This window comes from Aliiroseovarius sp. S253 (genome assembly GCF_049800855.1).
Lineage (GTDB): Bacteria > Pseudomonadota > Alphaproteobacteria > Rhodobacterales > Rhodobacteraceae > Aliiroseovarius.
The window spans coordinates 1,719,996-1,738,851 of sequence record NZ_JBNAFW010000001.1 but is presented as its reverse complement, the minus strand read 5'-3'; the positions used below and the strand labels follow the sequence as shown (position 1 = coordinate 1,738,851).

20 protein-coding genes are annotated in these 18,856 nt (G+C 58.4%); 13 read left to right on the top strand and 7 right to left on the bottom strand.

Annotation, left to right across the window (positions count from 1 at the left end; genetic code table 11):
* Window positions 1-116: 116 nt before the first annotated feature.
* The 4 genes from ACP15F_RS08525 to ACP15F_RS08510 form a co-directional block, all read right to left on the bottom strand.
* A complete protein-coding gene (locus ACP15F_RS08525; RefSeq protein WP_424940381.1) occupies window positions 117-1,595 on the bottom strand; it encodes a PLP-dependent aminotransferase family protein in 1,479 nt (492 codons plus the stop codon).
* Window positions 1,596-1,650: 55 nt separating this feature from the next.
* The gene (locus ACP15F_RS08520) at window positions 1,651-1,953 is read right to left on the bottom strand and encodes a hypothetical protein (RefSeq protein ID WP_424940380.1); all 303 of its coding nucleotides are present in this window, start codon (window positions 1,951-1,953) and stop codon (window positions 1,651-1,653) included.
* A gap of 92 nt (window positions 1,954-2,045) precedes the next feature.
* On the bottom strand, window positions 2,046-2,636 hold the full coding sequence (locus ACP15F_RS08515) for a GNAT family N-acetyltransferase (RefSeq protein ID WP_424940379.1): 591 nt from the start codon (window positions 2,634-2,636) through the stop codon (window positions 2,046-2,048).
* A gap of 99 nt (window positions 2,637-2,735) precedes the next feature.
* Window positions 2,736-4,133: an aspartate aminotransferase family protein gene (locus tag ACP15F_RS08510; RefSeq protein ID WP_424940378.1), complete on the bottom strand. Its 1,398-nt coding sequence runs from the start codon at window positions 4,131-4,133 to the stop codon at window positions 2,736-2,738.
* Window positions 4,134-4,371: 238 nt separating this feature from the next.
* Between ACP15F_RS08510 and ACP15F_RS08505 the strand changes: the two genes are divergently transcribed.
* On the top strand, window positions 4,372-5,022 hold the full coding sequence (locus ACP15F_RS08505; protein WP_424940377.1) for a GntR family transcriptional regulator: 651 nt from the start codon (window positions 4,372-4,374) through the stop codon (window positions 5,020-5,022).
* Window positions 5,023-5,025: 3 nt separating this feature from the next.
* On the opposite strand, the gene ACP15F_RS08500 is transcribed toward ACP15F_RS08505, so the two are convergent.
* Window positions 5,026-5,736, bottom strand: coding sequence for a type 1 glutamine amidotransferase (locus ACP15F_RS08500; protein WP_424940376.1), 711 nt, complete (start codon window positions 5,734-5,736; stop codon window positions 5,026-5,028).
* 87 nt (window positions 5,737-5,823) lie between these two features.
* On the opposite strand from ACP15F_RS08500, the gene ACP15F_RS08495 reads away from it, so the two are divergent.
* From ACP15F_RS08495 to ACP15F_RS08480, 4 genes are read left to right on the top strand one after another with little or no spacing between them, the layout of a single operon-like run.
* On the top strand, window positions 5,824-7,083 hold the full coding sequence (locus ACP15F_RS08495; protein ID WP_424940375.1) for a cytochrome P450: 1,260 nt from the start codon (window positions 5,824-5,826) through the stop codon (window positions 7,081-7,083).
* A 46-nt stretch (window positions 7,084-7,129) separates the two neighbouring features.
* A complete protein-coding gene (locus ACP15F_RS08490; RefSeq protein WP_424940374.1) occupies window positions 7,130-8,419 on the top strand; it encodes a glutamine synthetase in 1,290 nt (429 codons plus the stop codon).
* A 25-nt stretch (window positions 8,420-8,444) separates the two neighbouring features.
* Complete coding sequence (locus tag ACP15F_RS08485) at window positions 8,445-8,756, top strand: 2Fe-2S iron-sulfur cluster-binding protein (RefSeq protein WP_424940373.1); 312 nt, start codon at window positions 8,445-8,447, stop codon at window positions 8,754-8,756.
* A 53-nt stretch (window positions 8,757-8,809) separates the two neighbouring features.
* Window positions 8,810-9,178 (top strand): VOC family protein, encoded by a 369-nt coding sequence (locus ACP15F_RS08480; RefSeq protein WP_424940372.1) that lies wholly within the window; start codon window positions 8,810-8,812, stop codon window positions 9,176-9,178.
* A 50-nt stretch (window positions 9,179-9,228) separates the two neighbouring features.
* Here ACP15F_RS08480 and ACP15F_RS08475 read toward each other — a convergent pair whose 3' ends face one another.
* Together ACP15F_RS08475 and ACP15F_RS08470 are read right to left on the bottom strand one after the other, a co-directional pair.
* Complete coding sequence (locus ACP15F_RS08475) at window positions 9,229-10,581, bottom strand: aspartate aminotransferase family protein (protein ID WP_424940371.1); 1,353 nt, start codon at window positions 10,579-10,581, stop codon at window positions 9,229-9,231.
* The gene (locus ACP15F_RS08470; RefSeq protein WP_424940370.1) at window positions 10,578-11,384 is read right to left on the bottom strand and encodes an IclR family transcriptional regulator; all 807 of its coding nucleotides are present in this window, start codon (window positions 11,382-11,384) and stop codon (window positions 10,578-10,580) included. The genes ACP15F_RS08475 and ACP15F_RS08470 overlap by 4 nt, the downstream gene beginning before the upstream one ends.
* A 169-nt stretch (window positions 11,385-11,553) precedes the next feature.
* Between ACP15F_RS08470 and ACP15F_RS08465 the strand changes: the two genes are divergently transcribed.
* The 8 genes from ACP15F_RS08465 to ACP15F_RS08430 all read left to right on the top strand — a co-directional run bounded on the left by ACP15F_RS08465 (window position 11,554) and on the right by ACP15F_RS08430 (window position 18,855).
* Window positions 11,554-12,495, top strand: a complete 942-nt coding sequence (locus tag ACP15F_RS08465; protein WP_424940369.1) for a tripartite tricarboxylate transporter substrate-binding protein — start codon at window positions 11,554-11,556, stop codon at window positions 12,493-12,495.
* Window positions 12,496-12,573: 78 nt separating this feature from the next.
* Window positions 12,574-13,263, top strand: a complete 690-nt coding sequence (locus tag ACP15F_RS08460) for a tripartite tricarboxylate transporter TctB family protein (RefSeq protein ID WP_424940368.1) — start codon at window positions 12,574-12,576, stop codon at window positions 13,261-13,263.
* A 7-nt stretch (window positions 13,264-13,270) separates the two neighbouring features.
* Window positions 13,271-14,911, top strand: a complete 1,641-nt coding sequence (locus ACP15F_RS08455) for a tripartite tricarboxylate transporter permease (protein ID WP_424940367.1) — start codon at window positions 13,271-13,273, stop codon at window positions 14,909-14,911.
* Entirely contained in the window at window positions 14,818-16,260 is a 1,443-nt protein-coding gene (locus tag ACP15F_RS08450) for an aldehyde dehydrogenase (protein WP_424940963.1), read from the top strand. The genes ACP15F_RS08455 and ACP15F_RS08450 overlap by 94 nt, the downstream gene beginning before the upstream one ends.
* The gene (locus ACP15F_RS08445) at window positions 16,257-17,489 is read left to right on the top strand and encodes a Tm-1-like ATP-binding domain-containing protein (protein ID WP_424940366.1); all 1,233 of its coding nucleotides are present in this window, start codon (window positions 16,257-16,259) and stop codon (window positions 17,487-17,489) included. The genes ACP15F_RS08450 and ACP15F_RS08445 overlap by 4 nt, the downstream gene beginning before the upstream one ends.
* Window positions 17,490-17,563: 74 nt before the next feature.
* Window positions 17,564-17,974 (top strand): hypothetical protein, encoded by a 411-nt coding sequence (locus tag ACP15F_RS08440; protein ID WP_424940365.1) that lies wholly within the window; start codon window positions 17,564-17,566, stop codon window positions 17,972-17,974.
* Window positions 17,958-18,386 carry a homoprotocatechuate degradation operon regulator HpaR gene (gene hpaR / locus ACP15F_RS08435; protein ID WP_424940364.1) on the top strand — a complete coding sequence of 143 codons (429 nt, stop codon included), beginning with the start codon at window positions 17,958-17,960 and terminating at the stop codon, window positions 18,384-18,386. Before ACP15F_RS08440 ends, hpaR begins: the two co-directional genes overlap by 17 nt.
* A gap of 79 nt (window positions 18,387-18,465) precedes the next feature.
* Entirely contained in the window at window positions 18,466-18,855 is a 390-nt protein-coding gene (locus ACP15F_RS08430) for an acyl-CoA thioesterase (RefSeq protein ID WP_424940363.1), read from the top strand.
* Window position 18,856 lies beyond the last annotated feature (1 nt).

Genomic DNA, 18,856 nt, shown 5'->3' with positions numbered 1-18,856 from the left:
GTGACGCTCTCCCTTGAAATGGTGCTGGGGTGGCGAAAATACTTCGTCCGCCCTGTCTGTTTTCCTGAATCTTTTTAGGCAGCTGGGCCCTGTGCCTATAGGGCCAGTTGTATTGGCTATCTGGCGCCAGAATTTACCGCGGCGGTGATCTCGTCAGCGATCAGAGATATCCCTTCGGGAATACGCGTAGCTGGAATCGAGCTATAGGCGATCCGATAGAAATTGGTGGGTTGGTTTGGTCCGCGGAAGAACGGCGTGCCGGGTTCAATCAAGACGCCCTTGGTGTTAAGCGATCCGGCCAATTGACCCATATCCACCCCATCTGGTGCGCGCATCCAAAAAGCGGAGCCACCAAAAACACCACGCCCTGCAATGCTCAGACCCGTATCTTCGATGGCTAGGTTCATAACCTCGCGCCGTTCTTGATAGGCGCTTCCCATGCGGCGGATCAGGGCATCGTAATGGCCCAGTGACAAGAAATAGGCGACCGTGCGCTGAATCAGGCCGGGCGGATGGCGCAGCACGGCGGATCGCAGGGCACGGGCTTCGCGAATGAAAGGTTCGGACCCAACCATGTAGCCAAGACGCAGACCCGGAAATAGTGATTTCGAGAAGCTGCCCACATAGATCACGCGCCCCTCTCGGTCCAAGGACTTCAGCGCGGGCGAGGGAGGCTTTAGGAACGACATTTCGAAGTCATAGTCGTCTTCCACAATCACTGCGTCCAGCTCTTTCGCGCGTGCCAAAAGCGCTTTGCGCCGCTCAATCGGCATCGTGGCCGTTGTGGGGCTGTGGTGGCTGGGCGTGGAAAAGATGACATCAGTGCCATCTGGCAGCATTTCGGGTGGAAGACCGTCGCGGTCCACAGGGATGTTGACCAGATGACATCGGCTTTGGGTCAGCACGTCACGCAGCGAGTAATAACATGGGTCCTCAATCGCAGCAGTGCGGCGCTGGGTCAGCAGGATCTGCGCGGCCATCCACAGCGCGTTTTGAGCGCCCAACGTGATCAGGATTTCTTCCGGCCGGGCTAGAATGCCGCGGCGAGGAAGGATGTGGCGGGCGATGAACTCGATCAGTTGAGGGTCATCCTGATCATAGTAGTCGCCCATCATGACTTCATGGTCTTTGTGGCCAAGCGCGCGAAGGGCGCAAAGACGCCATGCGTTATGATCAAACAGCTTGGGATCGGCCTGGCCATAGATGAAGGGATATTTCTGTTGCCGCCAGTTTTGCGGCTTTTTGGGCGTGCTGCCACCGGTAAAATGGTTGCCAATGGCGCGATGCCAGTCGACCTTGTCTTCGCCGCGGGCGCGCGGCTGGAAGCTGGGCGGTTCCGGAGCGTTTTCCGAGACATAGAACCCAGACCGCCCCTTGGACGAAAGATAGTCGTTCGCTTGAAGTTCGGTGTAGGCCAGGGTCACGGTGATCCGACTGACCCCCAGATGTGTCGACAGCTTCCGCGTTGAGGGAAGCTTTTCGCCACGGGGCAAACGCCCGGACAGGATCGCCTCGGCGATCATTTGCTGGATCTGGGCCTGAAGTGTGCCTTGGGCGTCTGGGTCCAGAAAGAATGTCTCAACAGGTGCTGCCATACAGGACACCTTATATTGGACCTAGTTGGGGCGCAATCTGGATATACTCAACTTCTTAGCGATTAGACGAGATCCACGCCGACATCAAACCTGCATCGCGAAAACACTCATCCGGGACAGAGCGACGTTTTACACGAGCGATACGCTCGGCATAAGCGACCTGTTTCGAGGTTGCCCGGTTGTCATGCAACTGCGCAGAGCGTGATTTCAATCGGGCTTGGTGTTCGCCAATCCAGCCGGACAGGGCCGCGCGGTCTTGGGCCACATCCGCAGGAATTGCCGCGCCGAGCTTCGACGCAATTGCGCGGGCATAATCCGTCTGTTTGGGCGTCGGGGGCAAGCTTTGGGGCTGGGCCATAGCGCGTTCCTTTGTTCTTAGTGTATGAGAACAAATATAGAACAAAATTGTTAATTGTCCAGCCCCAGAGGGTCACGTGATGGTGATGCCCCTTATTTCCTTGGCTTTTCAAGCCGCCACGTCAGGTTGGATCTGACGGCGGGCCATTCCGATGCGATGATCGAGTAAACCGCCGTATCTCGCAGTACTCCGTTGCCCTGATCCATATGGCTGCGCAATACGCCATCCAGTTTAGCCCCAAGACGTTCGATGGCTGACCGGCTTTGGTGGTTCATGAAGTGGGTGCGGAACTCGACCGCGATGCAACCCAGATCTTCAAAGGCATGGGACAACAACAGCCGCTTGGCCTCGGTGTTCAGTGGGCTGCGTTGGACAGAGGTGCGATACCACGTCGATCCGATTTCAACCCGTTTGTTGGTGGCGTCGATGTTCATAAAAGTCGTCATGCCGACGGGTGTGCCATCCGGTGTCATCACACAGAAGGGCAGCATCGACCCAGCATCCTGCAGCGACAGACGACGTTTGATTTCGTCCTCCATGTCCTCAGGCTTGGGGATCCACGTGTACCAGAGACGATGCAGCTCTCCGTCTGCGCTGGCGTCTTTCAAGGCGGGCGCGTGATCCAGACTGAGGGGAGCGAGCGTGACGTGATTACCGGTAAGGGTGACGGGGGCTGGCCACATGGTGCAGATCCTTTCTTTGTGCCTGATCGAGATGCAAGAAAGGCGGCCCTGTTTCCAGAGCCGCCTTTGAATTTTTTGACCAGTCCAATTTCGGTTGGGTTAGCCGAATACTTTGGTCAGGGCATTGTCGACGGCTTCGCAAATCCGATCGATGTCCTGCTCGGTCGCGATCAGGGCCGGGCTGAAGCACAGTGTGTTGTTTTTACCGGGAACCGAGCGGTTGGTCGCGCCGATAATCACGCCTTGCGCGCCGCAATCTGCGACGACAGAGCCCACGTCGGCCTCGGCCACCGGCTCTTTCGTTTCGCGGTCTTTGACCAGCTCCACGCCAAGGAACAGCCCCTTGCCACGCACGTCGCCGATGACGGCATGCTTGTCAGCAAGCGCATTCAGGTTGGCCAGCATGCGTTCACCCATCTTGGTGGTGTTTTCCAACAGACCTTCGTCTTCGATGATGCGCAGGTTTTCCAGCGCCGCAACCGGGCCAGCGGTGCAGCCGCCAAAGGTCGAGATGTCGCGGAAATAGCCCATCGGGTCCGAGGCGTCTTCCTTAAACATGTCAAACACGCGCTCGGTGGTTACGCAGCAGGCAATCGCCGCATAGCCCGAGGCCACACCCTTCGCCATGGTGACGAAATCAGGCTTGATGCCGTAGTGCTGATAGCCAAACCAAGTGCCGGTACGACCCAAACCACAGACGACTTCGTCGATGTGCAGAAGAATGTCGTACTTCTCGCAAATCTCTTGCACGCGCGGCCAGTAGCCTTCGGGCGCTTCGATCACGCCGCCACCTGCGGTGATGGGTTCAAGGCACAGGGCGCCAACGGTGTCAGCACCTTCGCGCAGGATGACTTCTTCGATGGCGTCAGCAGCGGCGCGGCCAAACTCGGCACCCGACAGATGCTCCAGCCCCAGCTCGTGCTTACGGTATTCCATGCAGTGCGGCACGCGGATGAAGTCCGGTGCGAAGGGGCCGTACTGTGCGTTACGCTCGTCCTGACCACCAGCCGACATCGTTGCCAAGGTCGAGCCGTGATAGTCGCGGTCGCGATACAGGATCTTGGTTTTCTTGCCGCCGTATTTCTTATGCGCGATCTGGCGGATCATCTTGAAAGCTTTTTCGTTCGCTTCCGAACCCGAGTTCGTGATGTAGACGCGGCTCATTCCCGGCATCTTTTCGATCAGTTTCTCGGAAAACAGCGCGCCAGGGATCGAGCCCGCAGCGGCGGCGAAATAGTTCATCTTCACCAGCTGTTCACGCACGACGTCGGCGATGGATTCGCGGCCATAGCCCACATTCACGGTCCAAACACCACCCGACACAGCATCGATATACTCTTTGCCGTTCTGGTCCCAAACACGCATGCCTTTACCTTCCACGATGATACGTGGATCACCGGTTTCAAAAGGCTTGTGCTGAGTCAGATGGTGCCAAACATGGGCCTTATCGGCTTCAACTACGTGGCTGATATCGTTTTCTTTGATTTGACCGTCCATGACGTCCTCCGGTGCTGAAGGTTCCCCGTGCGAAGCGGGCCGTGGGAACAGAGATTCTTTGATCAAATATCTTCTCGGAAATTGGAAACGAAAATAGGGCCAGCCGATTTTTAGGATATGTCCAGAAATAACGTAATCGCCTGTGGATCTCAGCTCTGTCTGGCGGGCCCGTTCTGAATTGTAACACGGAATTGCAGCGAAGGCTGGAAATTGCGGCAGGATTTGCTTAACTGCCCGCATGGCTGGTCAAACCGAAATCGTTCTGAACGCAATCCTGACGTCTATTGAAAAGGGCGAGCTGTCGCCCGGCGAAGCGATTGATGAAAACGCACTGATCGCGCGTTATGAAGTGTCACGGACACCTCTGCGCGAGGCGTTGCTACGGCTTGAAGTAATGGGGCTGGTTACCCGCCCACCGCGCAAAGGGGCGGTTCTGTTCAAACCTAGTTTTGAAGAGTTTCTGGCCATTCTCGAAGTGAACGCCCAGCTGGAAGGGCAGGCGGCGGGTTTGGCTGCGCGGCGGATCGGTGCCGAGGACGGCGTTGCTTTGATGCAGATCGTCGAAGCCTGCGAAGCCCATGCGCGCGATCAGGGGGATGGTGACCCGAATGGGTATTACGCGCTGAACCTCGCGTTCCACAAAAAGGTGGCCGAGGCCGCGGGAAATCCGTTTCTTCTGGACATGATCAAGATGAATGGGCGCAAGCTGTTGGCCTATTACCGCGCCCGCTATCGCAAACCCGGTGCGATTGCAGAAAGCGCGCGCGAGCATCGCCAGATTGCCGAGCTGATCTTGGCACATGAATCCGATAGGGCACGCGCCTTGATGACCGAACATGTTTTGTTCGACCAGGTGACGGTGATGGATCTGCTGGCTGCGCTTGGCTAGGGATTAGCTTTGCGCCTTTGCGTGTTCAAAGAATCGCACGATCCAGTCGGCAAATTGCGGGCCGTTGGCGGGCTTTGAAAGCGTGTTGCGAGCGGATTCGATCACCTCGGCGGGCTTTTCTTCTTCCAACTCGTCAATCAAAGCTGCGATGAAGTCTGGTGTCATTTCCGGGTGGTTCTGCGTGGTGAAGACGTGATTGTCGATGTGGAACCCGCCAATCGGACACCCCTCGGACGTCATGATGTTTGTGGCCCCCGCTGGCATTTGCGTCACCTGCTCGATATGGGCGCCATAGAGTCGGAATTGCTGCGCGTCGACCCACGGTGCAGGGGTGCTGATCTCCATCTCGGTTGATCCAAAAACCCATCCGCCCGGGTTTGATTCTACTTTTCCACCAAGCGCTTTCGCGATGGCCTGGTGTCCGAAACAGGCACCAAAAAGTGGCTTCTGCCGGATATGTAAGGTGCGGATTAGATCTGACAGCTGCGCGACCCATGCGTCCGTATCATGGACCGAGGCTGGGCTGCCCGTGATCACGAACCCATCAAAGGCTTCAAGATCTTGCGGGAAATCGCCGTCCTTTACGGCGAAAACCGAATACTCCCAGTCCGGGCGCTGACGGGACAGCAACGCGGTCCACTTCTCGCCATCCTTCGGGTGTTGGTCAGCAAATCCGCTTTCATCCGTGTTCGTCATCAGGATCGCGATGTGCATGATTTCTCCGCTTTACATATTTAACATGTTCTATAATATATTTACAGACGCGCTATATACAACAGCTAAAACGCCAGGGAGATGCGCATGACCGTTTGGACGCCACAGGATGATGGATTTGCGGATCTGTCCAGCCACGACACTTTTGTAAACGGCGCGCCGCACAACACCTTTGCACGTCTGCGCCGCGAAGACCCGCTCAGCTGGACCGATTGGGACGGGGGCGAGGGCTTCTGGAACGTGGTACGCCACGCTGACATCACCGAGCTGAACCGGAATTACGAGCTGATGTCCTCGGCCCGCGGGATCCGGATGGAGGACCAGACTTACGAGGAATATCTGGCTCGCCGCACCTTTCAGGAAACCGACCCGCCCGAGCATATGAAGACCCGTGTGATGGTCGGTAAGGCGTTCTCGCGCCCTGTCGTTGCCGGGTTCGAAGATCAAATTCGCGAGCTGTGCCATCCCATTCTGGACGCGGCCCTAGAGGCTGGAACGTTCGATGCGACTAAGGTCATCGCGCGCCAGCTGCCGATGATGATGCTGGGCCGGATCATTGGCACGCCGGACGAGGACCTGCCATGGTTGGTTGAAAAGGGCGATGCGCTGATTGCGAACACGGACCCGGATTTCACTGATCATGTCTTGGACAAGATGCAGACCGATGAATACCGGATGATGCCGTTCAACTCACCCGCCGGGGCCGAGCTGTTCGACTATGCCAAGCGGCTGATCGAGGAAAAGAACCGCAAGGGCGACACGGATGGTGTGCTCCACATGATCTTGCAGCCGAACCGCGACGGCGAAGTGATGCCAGAGCAAGAGTTCCGCAACTTCTTCTGTCTGCTTGTCGCCGCAGGCAATGACACGACACGCTATTCCATCGCGGCAGGCATTCAAGCGATGGCGCATCAGCAGGAGCTTCTGGGCCAAATGCAAGAAGGTGGCGACATCTGGGCGACCGCTCCGGACGAGATCATCCGCTGGGCCACGCCCGCGCTTTACTTCCGCCGCACCGCCACGCGGGACCATGAAATGCACGGGAAGCTCATCAAAGAAGGCGACAAGGTGCTGTATTGGTGGTCCTCGGCCAACCGCGATGAAGAGGTGTTCGACGATCCTAACCGCGTTGATCTGTTCCGCAGCCCCAACCGCCATATGTCCTTCGGGCAGGGCGGCCCGCATGTTTGTCTGGGTATGCATCTGGCCCGGCTTGAGGTGCGTGTTTTGTTCGAAGAACTAGCGAAACGTGTGAAAATGGTGGAACCTGCCGGGGACCACAAATTCTTGCGCTCGAACTTCGTGGGCGGGATCAAGGAATTGCCTGTGACAATGCAGGCCAAATAACCCCACAAACGGGGACGTCTCGGCACAGCCGGGGTAGGGAGGATACATGAAAGATCGTTTGCGGGCCTTGTGGCTTGATCATCTGAGCATTCTGCGTGGCAAGTACCTGCCCGGCTCGAAAATCGGCACGGGCGACACGCGGTTCTGCCGGTCGACCTATGGCGTGCACTACGACAAGGATCTTCTGGACGCGCCCGGCGCCATGATGAAGGAAGGCCTGCCGGATATGGAGCTGCGCTGGCGGGCCGAGGACATTCGCGAGGGCTGGGAGGCGTCGACGCAGATTGTCATTGGTGACCTTTACGACCAAGACGGTGTGCCGTTGGATCTGTGCGGGCGGCAGGCGCTGAAACGCGCGATTGCGGCTTGGGAAGAGCGTGGCTTGACCCCGATGGTCGGGATCGAGCTGGAGTGTTTCGCCCTGATGGCCAATGAGATCGGCCGCCTTGTGCCCTATGACGCGCCGGGTGGCGTGGTCTATGGCACCGGGCCGTTCACGGATCCGCTGCGCTTCACAGATGATATCTGGGAACGCGCCGAGAAACTGGGCTTCAATCTCGAGATGATGACGGGCGAATATGATAGCCCGCAGTTCGAATTTACACTGACCTTTGACGAAGCGCTGAAACACGTGGATGACATCGTGCTGTTCCGCCAGATGGCGCGCGAAGTGGCGCTGGAGCACGGGCTGGTCTTGACCTTCATGCCCAAACCAATCGCCGAGGCTGGCGGCTCGGGCATGCATATCAACTATAGCTTCCGGGATCGGTCTGGCGGCAATGCGCTGGACAACGGACCCATTGGCGGGCCGGAACATATGAACGATCTGGCGCGCGGTTGTATCTCGGGCTTGATGCATCACCACAAAGGGCTGGCTGGGCTGGTCGCGCCGACGACGAACTCGTACCAGCGTTTGCAGCCGGGATCGCTGTCCGGCTATTGGCGCAATTGGGGTGGGGATCACCGCAACGTCACCACCCGGATTTCCGGCGAGGGCGGCGCGAAATCGCGTTTGGAACATCGCATGGCGGATGCTGCAGCCAACCCCTATACGGCGGTCGCCGCAGTGTTGCAGGCGTCGTTGCTAGGGCTGGAAAACAACTATCCGCTTGGCCCGATGGAGGGCGGTGATGGGTTTGATCGCACCGAGGCCAAAGACGGCACAGCAGTAAACCTGAAGGCCGCGATGAAGGATCTTGAGGCTGACACAGTGCTTGGTGACCGCGTCGGCCGCCTGCTGGTCGACAACCACATTTTTATGAAGCGCAAAGAGGTTATCAAAACCCGAGATCTTGAGGGCGACGGGCTGCGCGATTTCTATGTGAACTTCATATAAGCTCATAAAAACAAGGAGATATAAGATGAAAGCAACCTGGGTCTTGCCTGGGGGCGAGGAAGTTGTGGCCGACGTCCAGCCCGGCGTGAATCTGATGGAAGCCGCCCAAGCCAACAATGTTGCGGGCATTCAGGGTGAATGCGGCGGGTCTTTGTCCTGTGCAACCTGCCATGTGCATGTGGACGGTGATTGGCTGTCCAAAACCGGCGAAAAAGGCGACTTTGAAGAGGCGATGCTGGACATGGCGGATGGCGAAGTCACCGATGCCTCGCGCCTGTCTTGCCAGATCGAAGCCTCGGATGAACTGGACGGCATCCGGCTGGTTGTCCCAGTCTAGATCCCGAGTGATCCCCCTATGTGCTACACTTGTGGCAAAGGGAGGATCACATCATGCAACTCGGAGCGTTTTCCGTCAGCCTTGGCGTCAGGGATTTGGCCGCTTCTCGGGTGTTTTACGAAGCACTTGGCTTTACCGCCTATGCCGGGACCGAGGAACACAACTATCTGATCATGAAAAATGGCGACACGCTTGTGGGGCTGTTTCAGGGGATGTTTGAAGGCGCGATGCTGACCTTCAATCCCGGCTGGGATCAGAACGCGACCAATGTGGACCCGTTTGACGATGTGCGCGCGATTAAGGCGCAGCTTGCGGCCGCCGGGATCGAAGTCACGCAAGAACAGGGCGGAGACGATGGGCCCGGTAGTTTCATGGTCACAGATCCCGACGGGTTTCCCATTTTGATCGACCAGCACAGATAAGGCCGCCCAGTTGTGGCGGCCTTATCTTTCATCTCGGCGATCGCGCGGGTTTAGATGGCGGCAAATCCCGCCTTCAGCGCGCTCAGAATGGTTTGCACGTCGTCCGAGGTAAGCACCAGCGGCGGCGACATGATGACGTTCGGGCCGGATACCCGCACCATTGCGCCGTTCTGATAGGCGACCTCTTGCAGGGTGCCGATGGACTTTTTGTCGATGGATGCTTTTGTGGCGCGGTCCGAGACCAGCTCCAACGCGCACATCAATCCATGGCCCCCACGCACATCTCCGATGATGTCATGTTCTGTGGCCAGGTCTTGCAGGCCCGCGAACAGCTCGGCGCCGCGCGCCGCCGCGTTTTCGTTCACCTTCAGACGAACAGTTTCTTCCATGCAGGCCACGGCGGCCGCCGCACCGACCGGGTGGCCCGAATAGGTGTAGCCATGGCCGATGGCGGCAGCGCCCGTCGTATCTTTCTCAAAGGTTTCAACCACATGATCAGCAATCATCACGGCCCCAAACGGGAAGTATCCGTTGGTGATGGCCTTGGCTGTGCACATGAAATCAGGCTGCACACCCCAGTACCGGCTGCCAGACCAGCCACCGGTGCGGCCAAAAGCTGTGATGACCTCATCCGCGATCAACAGGATACCGTGTTTCGAGCAGATCTCGCGCACGCCCGGCATGAAGCTTTCATGGGGTGGGATGACGCCCCCTGCGCCCAGAATGGGCTCCATGATCATGGCGGCGATGGTGTTCGCACCTTGGAACGCGATCTCATCTTCCATCGCCTGCAAGCACAGTTGCGCCAGACGCTCGGGGTCCGTTTCATTGAACGGGTTGCGATAGGTATAGGGCGCGGGGATGTGATAGCAGCCGGGCAGAAGTGGTTCGTACTGGGTGCGGAAATTGGCGTTCCCGTTCACCGACGCGCCGCCCATATGGGTGCCGTGATAGCCCTTCTTCAGGCTCAGGAACTTGGTGCGGCCCGTGTCGCCTTTCACCTTGTGATACTGGCGCGCCAGACGTAGCGCAGTTTCCACACTGTCCGACCCGCCCGAGGTATAGAACGCCCGCGTCAGGCCATCTGGTTCGAAGAAATCGCGCAGAAGCTCGGACAGCTCGATCACCTTGTCATTGGTGGTGCCCCGGAAGGTCGAATAATAGGGCAGGGTGTCCAGCTGGGCAGAAATCGCATCCTTGATGGGCTGGTTCGAGAAGCCAAGGTTTACGTTCCACAATCCGCCGACAGCGTCGACAACCTCGTGGCCGTCCACATCCTTGATCTTCACGCCAGAGGCTCCGGTGATGATGGTGGGCGGGTTCTGAAGGCTGTCGGCGGGATGCGCCATCGGATGCCAGAGCGAACGGGCGTTCTTTTCTTTCAGAAAGTTGGAATCTTTCATGTCAGCTCGCTTTCTACAGGGGAGTCTGTGGGTTTGATTTTCGGAAAACTGTCAGGCGGAAAGCCCCCAAGCACGCGCGTCGTGCGGAGGGCCGCAAGGGAGAGTTCGGCTTGGATCGTTGATCGCAATTCGTCGGTCATGCGTGACACCGGGGCCGCTACGGCCATGGCACCGATACAGCGCGATCTGGCGTCGAAAATCGGCACAGCGTGGGAATAGACGTCTTCTTCGTAACCGCCGACGGATTGCGCCATGCCGTGCTTGCGGATCCTCGGCAAGAGCGCCCGAATAGCGCCCGGATCGGTAACGGTCTCGGGTGTGCGCGCGACCAAAGGCTTTTCCAGAACGGCATCGACGAACGGAACGGGCGAAAAGGCCAAAACGGCCAAACCGGATCCGGTCGAATGCAGCTCCAAAACCTCGGCATCTTCCATCATAACCATGGTTCCGTGCTTCTGGGCATAGCTGTAGGCGAGGTTGGACAACACTTCTCCGTTCAAGAGCGACATATGCGATGTCTCGCCGGTCAACTCGCTGAGCTTGGTCAGTTCCGCCAGTACCAGTTCTCGCATCGGAACCGCTTTTTCGCGCAGGGCCGCGAGGCGTAGAAAGGCGGGCCCAAGGCGATATTCCCGCCCCGCGCCGACCTGTTCGACGAATCCATGATCCGCCAATTCGCCCATTAGACGATGCACCGTAGCCTTGTTCATTCCTGACAGACGCGCCAGGTCGCTTAGCCCGATCTGAGACTGGGCGCGGCTGAAATAATTCAGCAGTGACAGGGCCTTGGATGCTGTTCCCATGGGGCTTTCCGGTTGGATTCTGCCCATGCCTATTGGCGGCATGCGCAGAATTTCGTTCACATATTCATTGTTTTGTTGACAGGAATCACTCCCGTCTGTCAATCTATTTTAAAACCAATGGTTCAAATAATGAACCGATAAACCTGACCGAACTCAACGGGAGATCACAATGAACACCAAATCCATTCTGGCTGGCGCGCTGGCCGTAACCGCATCCATGGTTGCTGCACCCGCCATGGCTGAATATCCGGAAAAACCGGTCAGCTTCATCGTGCCGTGGCCTCCGGGTGATCTTGAAGACGTGCTGACCCGCATGATCGCAGAAGACTTCCAAGCGGAATACGGCGTCTCGGCGGCTGTGGTGAACAAACCCGGTGGCGGCGGTGGTCCGTTCCCCGGTGCGATCGACGTGGCAACGGCTCCGGCTGACGGATACACAATTGGTAGCTTCGTTCCCGCTGTGCCCGTGATCGGCCACGAGATCGGCATCGACGAGCTGGCCCCGGCCAAGTTCGACCCGATCGGCATCTTCCTGACCTATCCCTTTGTGGTCGCGACTTCGGGCAACGCGCCCTACAGCTCGATGGAAGAGCTGGCTGCCTATGCCAAGGAAAACGACGTAGCTCTGGGTCACTTTGGTGACGTGCTGACGCCGACGCAGGTGACCAAGGCCTATGCAAAGAATGCTGGGTTTGAGTGGGGTTCGGATGCCGCATTTGACGCGCTGGACTGTAACACGTTGGCTTCGGGCGACGCAGACGTGATCAACACAACATTGCAGCTGATCCTACCTTGCCTTGACGATGTGAAGGTCCTGATGGCGGTCACTGACGAGCGTATCAGCCTTGTGCCGGACACGCCCACCATTGGCGAGCTGGACTCGCAGCTGAACATCGCTCTGTGGAACGGTCTGTTCGTGACCAAAGACACACCTGCTGACGTGCGTGAAAAGATCGCTGCAGTGGCCGCGAAAACTGTGATGAGCGAACGTGCTCAGGCTGTTGCCAAGGAAACCGGCGCTCTGGTCTACTGGATGGATGCCGAAGCTTCGGCCGCACGCATCGCTGGCGACCAGGCAACTGGTGCGGTGATCAGCGGGATCCTTGAGTAATCCTTGCTGACACAACCTTTCGCGGGGCTGGCCTTGGCTGGCCCCGTGTGACGCATAACCCCCCGGAAAGCGCCCGATATGAGCGACGAAATCACCGAACATCCCGACCGACCTCAGCGTGGTCAGGTGTTGTTTGCAGCCTTGTTCCTGATCTGCGCCACGCTTTTGCTCGCTGCCATTGAAGATCAAACCAAGTGGCTGAAAGGCAAAGATTTCTTCGCGCAACCCCGGTTCTGGCCGGGCATTGGTGTGGGGGGAATGGTTCTATTCACGGCCCTGCATTTTTGGCATTTGCCGCGCAAACAGCGCCGTTTGCCCAGATGGATGCGCGAGGCGGACTGGCTGCAATGGGCTGAAAGCTTATTTTGGGCTGCGTTGGCCATTGGGTTGGCGTTTTGGCTTGGTCCCATCGCCGCAGCCCCCATTGTGTTTCTGGTCGCAGTGATCCGCGTGACATGGCTGTATCAACACTGGACAGACCGGCGAGAAGCCAAGATCTGGGCGTCAGTCTTCGAGTGGGCAGGATGGTTTTTGGCCTATGTTCTTCTGGTGCCGCTAATCGGGTATCTGCCGGTTACCATCGCGTTTTCGCTGATCCTGACATGGCGCGTGGGTTATCGCTCGCGCCTGATGATGTGGAGCGCAGGTGTCTTCGCGGTTTTAGTCGTGCTGATCTTCAAAAGCTTCCTGCAAGTGAAGATCCCCGGCGCCGCGATCTATGAATATCTTCCGGGCGCGCTGCGCTCGTTCTTCATCCTGAATTTCTGAGGGCAGCATGGATCTGATCTACGACTTCCTTGCGCAAGTGCAAGCCAGTTCCTCGGTTCTGGCCCGCTGGGATGTGGTGCTGGCCCTTCTGGTCGGCTCGGTCGGCGGTGTGCTGATCGGAGCGATCCCTGGCGTCGGCCCCGCGGTCGCCATCGCAATCCTGCTGCCTGCCACGTTCAGCATGGACCCGATCGTGGGGCTGACCGTGCTTTTGGGCATTTATGGCAGTTCGATGTATGGGGGCTCGATCCCCGCGATCCTGATCAACACGCCAGGCACGGCGGTGAATGCGCTGACTACCTACGACGGCTATCCCATGACCACCCGGGGCGAGGCAAGGCGCGCGCTGTCGCTGGCCTATAGCTCGTCCTTCTTTGGTGGCATCTTTTCTGTGGTCTGCCTGATCTTCTTCGCGCCCATTCTGGCGAAAATCGCACCCATGTTTGGCTCACGCGAGATCTTCTTGGCGGCTCTTCTGGGCATCATTCTTGTTGTGACCGCGCACCGCAAACACACATTGATCGCGGCGGCGATGGCGTGCTTTGGCATCTGGTTAAATACCATCGGCCTGCATTCGGCCAGCTTCTCGAAACGGTACACGTTTGATCAAAGCTGGCTGTCGGGAGGCGTGAACCTGATCGTTGTGGTTCTGGGCCTGTTTGCACTGTCCCAGGCCTTCACGCTGCTTCATGGCGATGACGAGAAAGTCCGCCTGACCAAGCTGAAGGGCAGCTTCTTCCAAGGCTTCCGCGAGCTGGCTCGTCACCCGCGCATCGCGGGTATCTCGGCCACGTTCGGTGTGGTCATGGGTATGATCCCCGGCGTGGGTGAATTCACTGCGCAGTTCATGTCCTACACTTATGCTCAGAAGTCCTCGAAACGCCCCGAGGATTTCGGGCATGGCTCCTCCGAGGGTCTGATCGCAGCCGAGACTGCCAACAACGCGGTTCCAGGCGCCGCCATGGTCCCGCTGCTGGCGCTGGGCATCCCCGGCGAGGCGCTGACGGCGATGATGCTGTCCGTCTTCTACGTCCACAACGTGATCCCGGGACCGCAGCTTTTTCAGAACGATATGGACTTTGTGGTGGCGCTGTACCTCGCGCTCTTGATCCTGAACGTGCTGGTCGTGGCCTTCCTGTTGGTGGCAACCAACCAACTGATCAAGGTGGTAAAGATCCCCAATCGGTTCTTGGGCGTGTGTATTCTGATCCTCAGCTTTGTGGGCGTCTATAGCCTGCGAAACTCGCTGACCGATTGCATCATCGCAGCCGCTTTCGGCATCTTCGGTTTCATCATGAAACGCATGCAACTGCCCGTCGTGCCGATCGTTCTGGGCATGGTTCTGGGCGGTATTATGGAGGTCAAACTGCGCAGCGCCATGGCGCGCGTGAAGACCCCGCTTGATTTCATTGATCGCCCTATCGCAGCGATCCTGTTTGGAATGATTGTCCTTGTCTTGCTCCTGCATTTCCGCCGGGTCTGGCTGGACTACAAAGAAAGAAAGACCGACGAATGGCAGATCAGTCACGCATCAACGAGCTTTCCCGCCATCCTATCGCGCCGCAGAAACTATATATTGACGGAGCGTGGCAAGAAGCTGAGGGCGAAGCGCAAGACGTTCTCTCGCCGATTGACGGACAAAGACTGACCACGATTGAGCGTGCCTCTGCGGCTGACGTTGATCGGGCGGTGGCAGCGGCGCGCCGCGCCTTTGATGACGGGCGTTGGTCGCGCGCAGCGCCTGCCCATCGCAAGAAAGTGTTGCACAAGCTGGCCGATTTGATCGAGGCCAACGCGCTGGAACTGGCCGTTCTGGGTGTGCGCGACAATGGGACCGAGATCGGCATGGCCCTGAAAGCCGAGCCGGGTTCGGCTGCGGGCACTTTCCGTTACTACGCTGAGGCTTTGGATAAAGTGTATGGTGAGATTGCCCCGACTGCGCCGGGTATTCTGGGCCTTGTGCACAAGGAACCCGTCGGTGTTGTCGGCGCGATTGTACCGTGGAACTTCCCGCTGATGATTGGGGCGTGGAAGCTGGCGCCCGCGCTGGCTGCGGGCAATTCGGTTGTGTTGAAACCTGCCGAAACCGCATCTCTGTCGCTTCTGAAACTCGCGGAACTTGCGGCCGAAGCCGGGCTTCCCGATGGCGTCCTGAACGTCGTCACGGGCGCCGGGTCTGTCACCGGTGAAGCGTTGGCCATGTCGATGGATGTGGATGTGATGGTCTTCACTGGCTCGGGCGGCGTCGGGCGTAGGCTTTTGGAATATTCGGCGCGCTCAAACTTGAAACGCTGCTATCTGGAACTGGGCGGCAAGTCCCCGAACGTAGTCTTTGCCGACGCACCGGATCTGGAGCAAGCAGCGAAGGTCTCAGCTGCTGGCATTTTCCGCAATGCAGGGCAAGTCTGTGTGGCGGGGTCTCGGCTTTTGGTCGAAGAAAGCATCCATGATGAGTTTGTCGAGGCGCTGTCGCGCCACGCCGCTGCGATGAAAGTCGGTAACCCGCTGGACCTGACCACCAACATCGGTGCGGTGAACAATTTGCCTCAGCTGGAAGGCAACCTGAACTTCGTCACGAAAGCCGTTGACGAGGGCGCCGAGATTGCTTTGGGCGGCTCGCGGATCATGCAGGACACGGGGGGCTATTTCATGGAGCCGACGGTGTTGAAAGGCGTAAAGCCCGAACATAATGTGGCCCAGAACGAAGTCTTCGGTCCGGTGTTGGCCGTCACGCCGTTCAAGTCCGATGCCGATGCTGTTGCTATCGCCAACTCGACAAATTTTGGTTTGGCTGCAGGGGTTTGGACGTCGAACCTCAGCCGCGCGCATAACATGGTGCGCGACATTCAGGCGGGCGTGGTCCACGTGAACACCTATGGCGGTCCGGACGGCACGGTCCCCTTGGGCGGCGTCAAGCAATCGGGCAACGGGCACGACAAATCGATGCACGCCTTCGACAAGTATTTCGACCTCAAGACAGCATGGATGCAGCTATGAGCGACAAGACAATTCTGGTCGTCGGGACCTATGACACCAAAGATGACGAGCTGAACTATATCGCCGATGTGATCCGGGCTCAGGGCGGCGGCGTGGCCACGATGGATATCTCGGTTCTGGGGGACCCGTCGGCGCCGTGCGACTATTCGAAACATGACGTGGCCGAGGCGGGTGGCTCGTCGATCCAAGCTGCAATCGACAGCGGGGACGAAAACACCGCCATGCAGATCATGGCGCAGGGCTCGGCCTCTTTGGCGCTGAAACTCTATCGCGAGGGCGTGTTCGATGGGTTGATCGTTCTGGGTGGGACGATGGGCACCGATGCCGCACTGGACCTGTGTCAGGCCTTGCCGATTGGGGTGCCGAAATACGTGGTCTCGACCGTCAGTTTCTCACCTTTGATCCCACCTGAGCGCCTGCCGGCGGATGTACAGATGATCCTGTGGGCTGGCGGGCTGTACGGGCTGAACTCGATCTGTAAGGCGTCGCTGTCACAGGCGGCAGGTGCCGTGCTGGGTGCGGCGCGTGCGGTCGAGAAGCCGGACTTCCAAAAGCCGCTCATCGGCATGACCAGCTTCGGCAAAACCGTGCTGCGATATATGGTCAGCCTGAAGCCAGCGCTGGAAGAACGCGGGTTCGAGGTCGCTGTGTTTCACGCCACCGGTATGGGTGGGCGCGCCTTTGAAAGCCTTGCGGGCGAGGGTGCCTTTGCCGCCGTTCTGGACTTCGCGCCGCAAGAGCTGGGCAATCACATCATGGGGTCGACCATTTCTGCCGGGCCCGACCGGATGACCAATGCCGGGGCCTCGGCCACGCCGCAGATGGTGTCGATCGGATGCTATGACCTCGTGGATTTCATCGGTTGGCAGGACGTGCCGTCGAAGCTGGCCGGGCAGGAAGTGCATGCACATAATCGGCTGCTGTCCTCGGTGATGATGACCCCCGATCAGCGGCGCGAGATGGCGCGGGCCATGTGCACCCAGCTTGCTGGCGCAAAAGGCCCGGTGAACCTGATCCTGCCGCTTGAAGGCGGCAATGAATGGGATCGGCCGGGAGGTCCGCTGCATGATGCCGACGGACTTGCCGCTTTCATTGAAGAGATCCGCGCCCATTGCCCGGACAACGTGACGCTGATCGAGCTGGACAGCCACATCAACGACGCGGATTTCTCGGATCGGGTGCTGGCCGAGTTCGACGCATGGGTCGCTGCAGGCGTCATCACTGCCTGAGACAACTTGTTGCACCTGCAATGATTTGCAATTTAGACGCGACGGGTATTTACTACCGGTGTTAAGGAGTGAACATGCCGCACCTGTCATTCGAATACAGCACCGGTTTGGGCCAACAAGCGGATCTGTCTGCGCTGGCCGAGACCATGCGCGAAGCATTGGTTGCCACCGGGAAATGCCCTATTGGCGGCATCCGTGTACGCGGGTTCGAATCGGACGTCGATGCAATTGGCGACGGGGCAGGTGGGTATCACTTCTTGGATATGATCCTTAGGCTTGGGCAGGGACGGGACGAGGCCACGCGCGAGGCCATCGCTGATACCCTTTACAGTGCGGTTGAGGACGCACTGCGCCCGCAGATGGGCGACACGCCCTTCATCTTAAGTCTCGAGGTTCAGGAAATCGTAACCCGCTTCAGCCGTAAAACCTGGAGCACGATCCACGCGGCCATCCGCGAAAGGACTGATAATGATGAAGAAACTTGATCGCGCCCTGCCTCTGGCACTCCTCCACGCCCGCGAGGCAACCCTCAAACCTTTCCGCCAAGAACTCGACGACATCGGCCTGACAGTCCAGCAATGGCGCGTCATCCGCGTGCTGGCCGAAGGGAAAGCCTGCTGCGCCACCGAACTGGCTGACCGCTGTGTTTTGATGCCCCCCAGCCTGTCGCGTATCCTGAAAACGCTGACCGAGCGCGGTTTGATCGAACGGATTGAGGACACCGACGCCCGTCGCCGCCGTGTGCAAATCACCCCTGAAGGCTGCCGGAGATACACTGCCATGTCGCAAAAGGCATCGGGCATTTATGAAGATCTGGAAGAGAAATTCGGGACCGAGAAGATGGAAACGCTTCTGGATCTGTTGAACGAGCTTTACAACGTAGCGCGCGCGGCTTGATCCGCGTGTAACGTAAGGGCGTTCTTGCACGGGGCCTTAGTGCGGCTTACCCATGGGCAAGCAAAACACGAGGCTCTCTATGTCTGACACCCAATCCTCGCCCGAAGGCGACATCATCCTGCGCACGCTTGCCATGCCCAAGGACACCAACGTTGCCGGAGACATCTTCGGCGGCTGGGTGCTGTCCCAAATGGACATCGCGGGCGGTGTTCTGGCGGCAGAATATGCAGGCGGGCGCGTCGCAACCGTGGCGGTGGACGCGATGAAATTCATCTCGCCGGTCAAGGTGGGCGATGTGTTGTGCCTTTATGGCGAGGTCACGAAGGTCGGCCGCACCTCAATGGCAATCACGCTGGAGGCATGGTCGGAACGTGACCGTGGCCGATCAAAGCACAAAGTGACCGAGGGCGTGTTCATTTTTGTGTCACTGGATGACGACGGAAACCCGGTTCCTGTGAAGAAAGACTGAC